Raw genomic sequence first — 12,013 nt, forward strand, 5'->3', positions numbered from 1 at the left:
GTCACCCTCCATAGCTTTTAATCATAGATTTTGCGATATCTTTTAATCTCTCACGTACTTCTGCCGGTTCAATAGTTTCCAAAAAATCTTTTATAACAGCATTAACTTTATCCGGCTGATCGTCGTTTGCATTATGTGCCGCATCCTGAATGATGATAAGCGGAAATCCCGTCCGTTTCGCCCACTCTTTGTTATACGCGGTCACCTTACCGACTTTATCTTTATCACCCAGCAAAAGAATGCTCTTGCATGAAATATCCACTTTCTTGTTCTCAGGTATAAACGCAGCTTCACCGACATACAGCAAGTGGCATAGTTCATTCTTCGTGTAAGAAGATAGCATTTCAATCATACGCTTCTGAGAAACCTCCGTTAAGCCACATATCTTTGCCATTGAAGATCTGAGCATTTTATCGGGAAAAAGTTTGCACATCCACTCAAGCTGAGACAGCCAAAACATATCCGATTTTGAATAATAATCTCCGAAAGGAGCGCTACCAATCGAAATAAAGCCGGCAGCTTTGGAAGGATGGCTGTCAATGTAGTACTGAGCTATCATCCCGCCCAACGACTGCCCGATGAATACAGCTTTATCCACACTCTCTTTTTCAAGAATACTATCCAGTTCATTGCAGACATTGAGATAAGAAAATTTGTCATACGGTCTCGACTTGCCATGACATGGGCAGTCCCACGCCACAACTTTGTACTCGTCCTTAAATGCATCCAGCTGAAATTCGAACAACCTATGATCTGCCGATAATCCGGGCAAAAAAACTAATGAAATGTCACTATCAATATCATTTGTCCAGTAGTATGTTGTTCCAAGGCTTGAAGATACTGTTTTTTCATGCAAATTTAGCATATTACCCCCTTAGGTCGATGAATTTTTTCCGTCAGCTATTTCCTAAGACAATGTTCTCCTTTTATGATACCGGATCACTATAAATCATCAAAATATTAAACACAGATGTTTTTCGATGCTTCAAAAGATGTATAAATATGTTCAAAGCATCAAAAATACAACATTTCCAGATTTTTCGATGCCGAGCATACTGTATAGCCAACGTAACCGGCAACAATTTCGGAGGTTTTCAAACATTTCGATGCTCGAAGGTAATTCTGACCAATTCTGACTAAAATCTGACAGGAACCGGGCAAATGTCATCCTTTCCTAACTAAAGCTGCTGCCATATTCTCTGCCAGCCCCATTTTATTTATTAGCTCTTCTTTTCATTCATTTGCTCTTCTCCTATACCCTCTTCCCCATTATAATTTTTCCCTACGGCAATGAAAAGGGCAGCCTTTTCCATCCATTGTGTAAAAGGCTGCCCTTCATATTATCTTTTACATATTATCACATTTTACCGTCTGTCATGTACCTAAGATCCTGAATAAGGTTCATGTCGCGGCCGCCTGTCATCTCGACAGCTTTGCGCATGATGCGTATGCCTTCATCCTTCTGCCCAAGCCTGAATAAAGCAAGAGCCTGACCGCCCATGGCATAAGTATTGCTTCCGTCCATTTCAAGCGCTTTGTTATTTGCTTCGAGGCATGATTCATAGTTTCCGCACATAAATTCACTGTAGCCTATTGCGCTGTATACATCGACATTGTCAGGATCAAGTTCTTTTGTCCTCTTAAGTGCAAAAGAAGCTTCCTGATAATCGCCCTGCTGTATAAGCGAATCAGCGAGTCTACGTAATGCAGCGGCATTATCACACTTGGAATACTTCGTTTCTTTTTTCTTAAGGGAAAGATTGTATGCGCAATACTCATTTTCCTCATATATGCTACCCTTCATCGTAAGCCTTGTATTCGGGCAACCACCAAGGCACTTAGAGCCATATACGCAGGTTTTGCATGAACCGGAAAGTTTTTCTTTTGTCATCTGCCTCCTCCATAAGAAAGCATTTTCATCTTCCCATATCTCACGCAATTTTCTCTTGCGAATATTTCCCTCAATAAACTCTTTTGAGCGAATTGAAGTACATCCCAATATGTCACCGTTGTGCAATATGCCAAAGCCTCGGACACCTGCATTGCAGCCATCCCACAAAGAATGTCTGTCAAAGCCAAAAGAAATACGCCTTGTCTCAAGATCTTTTTTCGAATAATATCCAATACAATCAGCGGGATATATTCGTATTCTTCCCTCTTTTGCCGTATTATAACAAAAATCAATAACATCATTGACCTGTTCCGGATCAAGCACCCAATCATGGTTTTCCTTAAGATTTCCCATCGGCAGACCAAGCTGTACCTGCCATGTCTTAACGCCCATGCTTATGAGTTCTTCTTTAAGGTCGGAAAGAATATCGATATTTTTCTTTGTGATCGTTGTGACAGCACCAGTCTCTATTCCAAGCTCCGTCATGGCAAAAAAAGCATTGCGGGCATGTTCAAAAGCTCCTTCTTTTCTGACACTGTCATGTATCTTTGGCGTTCCGTCGATACTTATTGCAACCGTCGATATCCCACTCTTTTTAAGTTTTTTTGCCATCTCTTCGTCAAGAAGCCAGCCGTTTGTAATTATGTTTACCTTAACTCCGTTACGAGAAAGTCTTTTTACCAGTTTAGGTGTATCCTTCCTTGTAAGCGGCTCTCCTCCTGACAATGTTATCCATCTCAGCCCAAGCTCCGCGATCTGATCGCATAGGTCAAGAGCTTCATCTGTGCTAAGTTCTCCCGGGAGTGCGCCCGCACAAGACGAGCCGCAATGGCCGCAACGCATGTTGCATCCCATTGTAACCTCCCAGACTGCCGTTACCGGTTTATATTCAATATGTGCCATTTCTTAACCTCCAAACCGCCGATGGGCATTGTGTATTCAATTTATTAGCAGAAATAACCATATTTCATCAACGCATTCTGTGTACTGCTATTATATCCGTATGCGACTGCGGAATTCTGAATATTGCACGGGTATCCGTATTTAAGAGTGGCATCCTTTGCTCCGCATGGATAGCCATATTTAAGTGTCGGTGTATCTCCGCATGGATAGCCGTATTTAAGTACCGGTGCATCTCCGCATGGATAACCGTATTTGAGTACCGGTTCTCCGCATGGATAGCCATATTTAACGCCGGTCGACGCATCTTCTACGCCGCATGGATAGCCGTACTTTAATGTAGCATCCTGCACACCACACGGATAACCATACTTAAGCGCTGCTGTATCGGATACATCACATGCGTATCCATACTTTACGTTAATATTTGCTCCATCCTGTACGCCGCATGGATAACCATACTTGAGTGCTGCCGTATCGCCTGCATCACATGCATAGCCATACTTAACGAGCGGCTCCTGCGCTCCGAGCACATATCCGTAAGGAATTGCTGCATTGCCGATACTTCTAAGCATCACATCATTATTTTCGCTATACTTAGCAAATTCATCTGAATCACTGGGAACAACTGAGATTGAAACATTATGTTTCTGTTCTGTCTCTGATAAGCTGGTGAAATTGATCATTGTGAATTCAATCTCTGCTTTCTTATCTGTTTCAGAAACAGCAACGAACCAGAACTTCTGAATAACAGGCGCAACTGTAGCAGATGACGGAACCTTTTCCGTATCAATGCCTAAAAGTACAACGCCCTTCGGTAGACCTGTCAAACACCATCCATATGCCGTAGATCCAAGCATTGACTGAAGTCCGACTGAAAATGACTTACCCTGAAATACAACCATTTCGTTTGCCATAAAAATCTCCCTTCAATTTATTCGGAATTTTTGTTGACGTTGCCTGCGCCTTGACTTAGCGCTTTAAAAAGACAACGCATTACACCGGTAAAAACCTCTAAATAAAATTATGGGGGATGTTCTTTTTTGTGTCAACATAAAGTCGTGATATAGATAATTCTGTAAAATCTGTCGTTTCTGTCAATTCTGTATCAGAATGCATTTTATACCTCCCCGCATACCAAAATAAATCCATAAAAAACTTCAATGCATAAATGGTATACTAACTGTATGTAAAACTTACACCGTGAATGACACGGCCGCAACTTAAAAGGAAAGGGATTATAAAAATGATAGATATAGAAGCATTTGTGAAAAAGAATTATCAAAAAATAAAAGATCTCGGCTTATCCGTAAAAGCCGATGAATCCAATGTCATAAAATCCATGAAAAAATTTCCGCAGGATATGCTTAACGACCTGGGAGAAGAAGGAATCGTTTCTTTTCTCTTCTCTGCAATCGAGTTTTCGAATGTATTTTATACGGATTTTGAAGGAGTTGAATATGCGGATTTTCTGAAGGAATGTCAGCATATCTCGGGAGATGAACTAAGCTTTGAAGATGTAACCAATAATGTATCAAAAGACACCCTTGAAAAAGGTACGGGAACAAGTGAAGTATCTTTTAAATGCAATGGAAAAGAATACAATTATACAGCCAAGTTCTACTATGACTGGTTCGACACAGGTTTTATCAGATATCTTAATACTATATTCGAAGAGAACGGGCTTGATAAAAGACTGATCGTATTCGGCGATCCCAATGCCTCATTGATTACTTACCAAAATCCGGATTTTTGCAATCGCTTAAAAGAGGCTTTTCCTATGCTTGAAGCGAGCGTTTGATGCATCTGCTCAGACAACTTCGCGAAGGATATTACTTATTTCTCCAAAATCTCTAATATACTTTGCGCAATGCGTTCAGAATTATTTATGATTGAAGTCAGCGATTCACGGGCGTCGGGATCCGTATTGTTCTCAAGGAGAAGGTCCGCGTTCCCGCGAATGACCGTGAGCGGAGTTTTCAGATCATGCGCCATCTGCGCCATCTCCTGCTTAGTCTCATATTCCCCTCGCCACTTCTCTTCCGCAATTTTGTAGATCATACTCTTAAGTTTCCAGATAAGCACAAATGAAGGTACGAAAATTGCAAGAATGTAGATTGCAAGACACAGAAAAAGCGCGAGCATCTCACCTTTCGCCTTCATGCTGTAATGGACATATACAGTATAGCCGTTCACAACTCTTGCAATAAAAACTTCTCTTCCTTTTATCTGCCGGCTCATCCCGCTTGTTTTATAAAAAGAGATAAACCTATCCATATCCTGCTTCTTGCAGTTTTCAATCTTTGATTCCGTCACTTCATTTTCAGATTCAATGACATAATCACCTTTTTGAGGAAAAGATAATACATCCGGCTTTTCTGCTTCTTTCGCCTCATCAAGCCACTCCTCAACCTGCTTCTCTGTGCTGTCCGCTCTTTCACCCGTAAATCCGTTAAAGATTATTACAGAAAAAACAGTCGCAACGAGCATAAGCCCTGCAATGACCAAAAGATATATTCCAATAACCGTAGTCAGTTTTATATTTGTTTTTTCCATTTATATCCTATCCCCCATACGGTCTCTATGGGCTCCGCTCCGTTAGATTTAAGCTTTCTTCGAACATTCTTGATATGCTCTGTTATTGCCGATTCATCACCATCCTTGTCGTAGCCGTAAATAAACTCGTAGATCTGAGTCTTGGAAAACACCTGTCCTCTGTTTTTAAAAAGAAGCTCCACAATCTCAAACTCACTCTTTGTCAGCTCCACTTTTTTATCATTCACTCTAAGCTCACAGTCTTCCGGATACAAAGTAATATCTCCTGAACGGATCATGCCGCGCACTTCGTCTCTGTTATCCCTTCTTATATGCGCCGCTATCCTCGCCCTTAATTCTGCGACAGAAAAAGGCTTTCTGATATAATCGTCGGCTCCAAGCGAAAGTCCGTAAACCACGTCTTCTTCAAGTGCCTTTGCGCTCAAAAAAATAATCGGACAGCCCACTTTACTCCTGACTCTTTTTATCACATCATAGCCGCTCTCATTCGGCATCATAACATCCATTATTATCAAACTGTACGATGACATATCTTCAGGAATACTCTGCAAAGGTACAAGGACAGTATCAACTTGATACTGCCCCTTAAGCGCCTTTTCTATCAATCGCAAAATATCCTGTTCGTCATCTATAGCCAAAATCTTCATTGCATCACCATGTAAAGTAAAATTGAAACTCCGTACAAAACATACACATGCACGGGATAGAACCAGTAGAACAGCTTGGCGTTACCCTTACCGTATTCACCATTGTAGTATAACATGAGAAACATCGCAAAAACTCCCATCCATTCATATGCCTTGAAGAAAAGTGTTTCTGCATTAAGCGGCATTCCCGCAAGGAGCAAGACCGCCGTGTTAAGTAAGAACGTAAAAGCAGCCCACGCATAGATACGAATATTCTTATTTTTGCAGTAACTGAAGATCAAAAGAATCATTCCTTCAAGTACCGTCACCGTTCCACCGTCAACGATTGCAGAATGAAGCGGAAGCACCGAAAGACTTACCAGATTTGCCAAAAAGAGTCCTATCTTATTCTCCGTAGCTACAAACGGAGCAAAAACAAGATAATACATTATGAAAGGCAAGATGAGCGGAACTACCACCGCAATGATTCCTCGAACAAATTTCTTTTCCCTTATCCAATCAATTCCCTGCATTACAACAAACAAGATTGCAAACGTGGACAGCATTCCGTTCTTCGGAAAAAATCCGTCTCCTCTTACCGCAAAAGACAACACGTTATAGAAGCCAAACTGAATCGCTCCCATACCAACGGATATAAGATATATTTTTAAAAAGTATTTTTTTCTGTCATGCGTATGAATAAATCCTTCCACAAAGCAAAACAGAAATAGCGGTGCCGCAAGTCTTCCAATCCACGAGAAAACAATCGGCACCTTTCCTGTAAATTCGAAAAAATAATGAATGTGATCCAACACCATAAAAGCCAATGCCAGATACTTTAAGTTAAATCCCGTTAATCCTTTTTCCCTGATACTAAACATATTTGTTATCCTCCTGTCAAAAACAGGATAGATGAAAAATATAAGGATTTTATAAGGATTAAAAAAATCATTTCACTTCTGTCTTCGTCACTCTAAAACGCGGTCCTTCTTCCGATCAGATCATATCTCCCTCCACATATTCATTCCGGCTCCCTCTGATTCATTTGGCCTTTCCGCAAAACCAAACTTCTCATAGAACCGCTCTTTTCCCTTGGATGCAACAATCACAATCTTGATGCGCCAGCCCTCTTTGAGCATACTGTCGACAAAACCTATGCTCTCAGCGACAAGCTTTTTTCCATGTCTGTCCCCTGCTTGCTTATTTTTGAAACCGATTGTTTTTATAATAAGTCATACAAATCGACATAGCAATTTATTCTTTCTATCGCGCTTATTGAATGCTATCATGATATAGAATTCAAACAATATTCCGGAGGAATAATATGTATTATCTTATCAAGAACACCCTTGAAGAATGTAGCGCCGAGCAGTGCCACGATGCGAGCTATCCATATGTAGCAGTTCTTACCCCGGAGCAGTGGCTGGCGCAGAGCGAAAACTTTGATATGGGCATAGATCTTGACATGGAAAATGAAGACATCCTTACAACCAAGGCGGAAGTAAACTTCGATTCACTTACCGGAACTTTCTGTATTCCCGTGGAGTCGGCAGGGACCGATGTTCCCGAGAGCTTTTCTTTTGCCCTTGATGAAAAAGGTATCATCTTCATTGACAAAAGCGCCAACGCCCTTAACCTCGTAAAGCGCATCAAACAGACCAAGAAATGGCGCAAACCTTCTCTTGAGCGTTTTCTTTATGATTTTCTCGAGCAGATAATTCATAACGACCTTAGGATCATGCAAAGATACGAACTCGAACTTGACGGAATAGAAAAAGAAATCATGTCTGATGCCGAAGATGCGCATATTCAGCGCAACAACGAGATTCGCGGCGACATCAGAGATCTGAGAATACACTATGAACAGCTGCAGGACCTCGGCCAGGAGCTTGAAGAGAACGAAAACGGCTTCTTTTCCGAAGACAATTTAAGATACTTTCGTATGTTCTCAAGCCGCGTAGACAGGCTGTACGACGCAGCAACGCACCTAAGAGATTACACCATTCAGCTAAACGACCTGTACCAGTCGCAGCTCGATGTCAAGCAGAACCGCATTATGACAGTCCTCACCGTCGTAACCACGATCTTCATGCCTCTTACTTTGATCGTAGGCTGGTACGGCATGAACTTTAAATATATGCCTGAGCTTGATTGGAAATTCAGCTATCCCATCGTCATCGCACTTAGCATATTCATCGTTGTCGGAAGTATGATCTTCTTTAAGGTAAAAAAGATACTATAAAAATTTTATTCATCAAATGCCCATGATTACAGATATCTGCAAAAAATACTTAACCGAAAACATCATAAACGTTTCTGCCATACCCGGCGGAAATATAAACGACACCTACCTGGTCGAAACCGCTGCAGGCAGATACGTACTGCAGCGCATGCAGGAAGGTATGTCTCTTTCTGCGCTTGAATATAATTACAATCTATATTCAGATGTCTTCGATCGTGAAAAAATATTGTATCCAAAGTGGATGAAACAACAAAACGGCAGCTACTTTTTTACCGATCTTTCCGATGAAGAGCGCCGTAGCTTTAGAATGTATAAATATCTAGAAGGCGATATCTTAAGCACTCCATTGTCAGAAGGTCAGTGCTATCAATGCGGTTACGGCCTTGGGAAACTCCACTCTGTTCTTAAGACACTCCCTGCAGGCCCACGCGCCATATATCCCCATCTACACGACATCTCATATTATTATAAGCAGTACCGGGAAGCGCCTGATAATATAAGAGATCACGAAATCGAAGAAATTATAAAAAAGACGATGCCTGAAATGCTATCCACCGAGCATAGTTTTATATCAGTCATCCACGGAGATGCAAAGCTTTCAAACATGCTTTTTAAAGACGGAAAAGTCATTGGCTTCCTTGACCTTGATACCGTCATGACAGGCTCTGTCCCTGAAGAGATTGCCGATTGCATAAGATCCTGCTGCCTATCGGACAATAGTCTTAATAAATCTGCTGCCTCGAAACTCATACAGGGATACCTTGATGCGTCAGGCGAGGACAAAGATATCGCCGAGCTTATCCCATTTTCTTTTAAAAAGATATGCTTTGAACTTGCGCTTAGATACTACACCGACGCAATATCCGGCAATAATCATTTCAAGGAGCACTATCCCGGATACCGTCTTAACAGGGCAAAAGAACTTCTGCGATTATTTATGCAATTTTCTTTTTAATTCTATAATTTTAGGGCAGTATAAAAGGCAGGAACATTTCGCTCCTGCCCTGCATTTCTTAATTCATCCGCCGAAAGCCCTCTTAACTTAAAGTCATACCTGTGCATTGAACATATCCTTGTCAACACCGCAGACCGGACACTTGAAATCCTCCGGCAGATCTTCCCACTTAGTACCCGGAGCTATACCATTATTGCTGTCGCCTTTGTCTTCGTCATAAACATAACCACAAACACTGCATACATATCTCATAATGAATTCTCCTTTCTCCTATAATTAAGGTACTATATTTACGTATATTTATCCACTATTTTATGTGTAATTAATATCTTTATTTTTCTTCGATGCAATCATACAAAAGCTTCACAATCTCTGCCTTCTCATACCCCTTACCGATGAACACAACCTGGTTGCCTCTGTCACCGTACACTTCATCCCAGTCGTCAGTAAGATCGGGGAAGTCTTTTAATACAGGTGCGAGTTCTTCTTCAGGCCAAGCGGATACCCACTGAGACATCTCAGTGATAGAAGCATTCCTTCCCGCCTGTTCAAAGAGCTGTATGTGATCCCAGTCATCGTCAAACCAGATGTAGCCTTTGGTTCTTATAAGTGTCTCTGGATAGTCCATTACAAGCTTGTTGAAAGCTTCACGGTTGAAGGGTTTCTTTTCCTCAAATACAAATGAAGAAATTCCGTACTCATCAACGCATGCCTTCTCATCGTCATGTTCGCAGTTGTTAAGAGCCTTCTGAACCGCGCTGTATGCCTCCACCTCTTCAAACTCAAAGTCCGGTCTGTTAAGGATAACATCAAGATCGACATCTCCGTGTACGGCAGTGATCATCTCTGCTTCCTGCTGGATATTGCGAAGTCCTTCTTTTACCTCTGAAAGCTCGCTTTCGGTCAAAAGATCTGTCTTATTAAGTATCATCAGATTACAAAATTCAATCTGATCCATGATGAGGTTGATGATGTCTCCGTCGTCGTTCTCTTCCTCGGAAGTAAGATTATGAAGGAACTCGCGGTATATCCTGTCTACATCGACCACAGAAACAACAGCCTTAAGATATACTCTTGTATCGGGAGTCATCTCTTCGTAATTTATAAAAGCGCCTGCAATTGATGACGGTTCGCTGATTCCCGACGCTTCCACAAAAATAGCCTCAATTGACTTATCGGCTGACAAGCGCTCTATCTCGGCCATGAACTCGTCTTTCAAAGTACAGCAGATGCACCCATTCTGCATCTCAACCATCTCAACCTGAAGGAGTTTGTTTCCCGATTTATTCAATATGGACGCATCTATATTTACGCTTCCCATATCATTTACGATAAGTGCTATCTTTCTCTTTTCCTGCTTAAGGATATTCTGCATCAGGGTTGTCTTGCCCGATCCGAGATATCCGGTAATGATCACTATAGGTACTTCTCTCTTTGACATTGCATTTCTCCATTCTTTTTTATTCAAAAATATAAAAATCTGTCTTCCGGTGCTTCTATCTTGGTAAGCTTATTGACCACCAGAAGAATAACAAGCTTATTGTCCGATCTCTGCCCCTTGGCGATCCTTGCTTCAAGTATCACCCAGTCGCCGTTTTTGGGAATCTCACCGTCGTACTTTGCCACAAATCCGATATACTGCGCATCTTCCGCACAACATATAGCAGCATAACGCCCCGCATAGAACTGATTACTGCCAAGTCCGTTTCCGCCTGTTATGAGAGCCGTGAATCTAACCGTTTTCCCATAGTATTTGTCGGTATCTTCTATACAGTCAATAAACCACGGGCAAAAGAACTTGTCGGTAACATCAAGTATTCCGTCCTTCTCCGGAACAGAAAACTCTTCATTTGCAAAATCTATACTTCCGTCCGGCTTTGTAAAATATACCTCAGCCAAATTGTTCAGGATTTTTATTGAACGCCTTACATCACTCTTTTTGAAACTTTCATCGCACCTGTTAAAAAGGATCACATCCGAAACACTAAGCGGATTCATGATAGTCTGACGCATGTTCATCAGGTACATATCATAAGTGTTCGCATCTACAAGACTGAAAATATTTGAAAGATACCAACCTTCCGGCAGGTCTTTTTTGACAAATGCCTTAAGATCCCACATTCCGTTAAATTCGATATATACGACTTCCGGATTGTGAACCTTCTTTATTTCCTCAAGAAAGTCTTCTGTCAGTTCTTCCTCTTCTTCAATTGTGACAAGGCTTGTTCCCCTATCTTTAAGAGCATCAATATCGTACTCTTCCTCGCCTTCTTCTGTGCATATGACTACAGAACGTTTTGCGACATCTTCTTTTCTTAATAAAGTCCCCTGTAAAGCCGTAGTCTTACCACTATCAAGGAACCCGGCAAAAATATGTACCGCTGTTTCCATTCCCGCTCCTTTTTAAATATGCAACACAATTGCAAATCATTATAATTCTATAATACACGGCGTGTCAATATGATACGCCGCTGTAAAAGCTTTCCACACCCCAATGGCGCGCAGATGCAGTCTATTCTATGCATCCCAGGTGCACCTGCATGATGACAATTGCCAACATGCAGGCACACTACTGTCACAAGACAAGGTATTTTGCATTGGTGCTCTGCCACTATTTGTCCATCTCCCTATATAGGCAGTGCTTTTTTGCTTCGGTGCTCTGCTACTATCTATCCATCCCCTATATAGGCAGTGCTTTTTTGCTTCGGTGCTCTGCTACTATTCAGCATTGCTCTATATAGGCAGTTCATTCTTGCTTTTTCACTCTGCCACTATTCAGCATCGCTCTATATAGGCAGTTTATTCTTGCTTTTTCACTCTGCCACTATTCAGCATCGCTCTAT

At 41.5% G+C, this 12,013-nt stretch carries 12 protein-coding genes; 3 read left to right on the forward strand and 9 right to left on the reverse strand.

Translation table 11 applies throughout. The features are described 5' to 3' along the window. Position 1: 1 nt before the first annotated feature. The 3 genes from BLP87_RS03595 to BLP87_RS03605 form a co-directional block, all read right to left on the reverse strand. Positions 2-865, reverse strand: coding sequence for an alpha/beta fold hydrolase (locus tag BLP87_RS03595; protein WP_074461462.1), 864 nt, complete (start codon positions 863-865; stop codon positions 2-4). 492 nt (positions 866-1,357) lie between these two features. After that, positions 1,358-2,794 carry a radical SAM/SPASM domain-containing protein gene (locus BLP87_RS03600; RefSeq protein WP_074461463.1) on the reverse strand — a complete coding sequence of 479 codons (1,437 nt, stop codon included), beginning with the start codon at positions 2,792-2,794 and terminating at the stop codon, positions 1,358-1,360. A 44-nt stretch (positions 2,795-2,838) separates the two neighbouring features. Next, positions 2,839-3,708, reverse strand: a complete 870-nt coding sequence (locus tag BLP87_RS03605) for a hypothetical protein (protein ID WP_074461464.1) — start codon at positions 3,706-3,708, stop codon at positions 2,839-2,841. Positions 3,709-4,037: 329 nt separating this feature from the next. On the opposite strand from BLP87_RS03605, the gene BLP87_RS03610 reads away from it, so the two are divergent. Further along, the gene (locus BLP87_RS03610) at positions 4,038-4,592 is read left to right on the forward strand and encodes a hypothetical protein (protein ID WP_074461465.1); all 555 of its coding nucleotides are present in this window, start codon (positions 4,038-4,040) and stop codon (positions 4,590-4,592) included. 35 nt (positions 4,593-4,627) lie between these two features. Here BLP87_RS03610 and BLP87_RS03615 read toward each other — a convergent pair whose 3' ends face one another. The 3 genes from BLP87_RS03615 to BLP87_RS03625 are packed head-to-tail and all read right to left on the reverse strand — an operon-like array spanning position 4,628 to position 6,854. Continuing rightward, a complete protein-coding gene (locus tag BLP87_RS03615) occupies positions 4,628-5,347 on the reverse strand; it encodes a histidine kinase dimerization/phospho-acceptor domain-containing protein (protein ID WP_074461466.1) in 720 nt (239 codons plus the stop codon). Further along, the gene (locus BLP87_RS03620) at positions 5,329-5,994 is read right to left on the reverse strand and encodes a response regulator transcription factor (RefSeq protein ID WP_074461467.1); all 666 of its coding nucleotides are present in this window, start codon (positions 5,992-5,994) and stop codon (positions 5,329-5,331) included. Before BLP87_RS03620 ends, BLP87_RS03615 begins: the two co-directional genes overlap by 19 nt. After that, positions 5,991-6,854: a TraX family protein gene (locus BLP87_RS03625; protein WP_083334447.1), complete on the reverse strand. Its 864-nt coding sequence runs from the start codon at positions 6,852-6,854 to the stop codon at positions 5,991-5,993. Before BLP87_RS03625 ends, BLP87_RS03620 begins: the two co-directional genes overlap by 4 nt. A gap of 443 nt (positions 6,855-7,297) precedes the next feature. On the opposite strand from BLP87_RS03625, the gene BLP87_RS03635 reads away from it, so the two are divergent. Continuing rightward, the gene (locus BLP87_RS03635) at positions 7,298-8,215 is read left to right on the forward strand and encodes a magnesium transporter CorA family protein (protein WP_074461469.1); all 918 of its coding nucleotides are present in this window, start codon (positions 7,298-7,300) and stop codon (positions 8,213-8,215) included. A gap of 22 nt (positions 8,216-8,237) precedes the next feature. Beyond that, positions 8,238-9,170 (forward strand): phosphotransferase enzyme family protein, encoded by a 933-nt coding sequence (locus BLP87_RS03640; protein WP_074461470.1) that lies wholly within the window; start codon positions 8,238-8,240, stop codon positions 9,168-9,170. Between the two features lie 93 nt (positions 9,171-9,263). Here the strand turns inward: BLP87_RS03640 and BLP87_RS03645 are convergent, their stop codons facing one another. From BLP87_RS03645 to BLP87_RS03655, 3 genes are all read right to left on the reverse strand, one after another. Further along, the gene (locus tag BLP87_RS03645) at positions 9,264-9,422 is read right to left on the reverse strand and encodes a rubredoxin (protein ID WP_074461471.1); all 159 of its coding nucleotides are present in this window, start codon (positions 9,420-9,422) and stop codon (positions 9,264-9,266) included. A gap of 79 nt (positions 9,423-9,501) precedes the next feature. Further along, positions 9,502-10,611: a CobW family GTP-binding protein gene (locus BLP87_RS03650; RefSeq protein WP_074461472.1), complete on the reverse strand. Its 1,110-nt coding sequence runs from the start codon at positions 10,609-10,611 to the stop codon at positions 9,502-9,504. A 23-nt stretch (positions 10,612-10,634) separates the two neighbouring features. Beyond that, positions 10,635-11,561: a TIGR03943 family putative permease subunit gene (locus tag BLP87_RS03655; protein ID WP_074461473.1), complete on the reverse strand. Its 927-nt coding sequence runs from the start codon at positions 11,559-11,561 to the stop codon at positions 10,635-10,637. Positions 11,562-12,013: the final 452 nt, after the last annotated feature.

The sequence above is a fragment of the Butyrivibrio hungatei genome (assembly GCF_900101605.1).
Lineage (GTDB): Bacteria > Bacillota > Clostridia > Lachnospirales > Lachnospiraceae > Butyrivibrio > Butyrivibrio hungatei_B.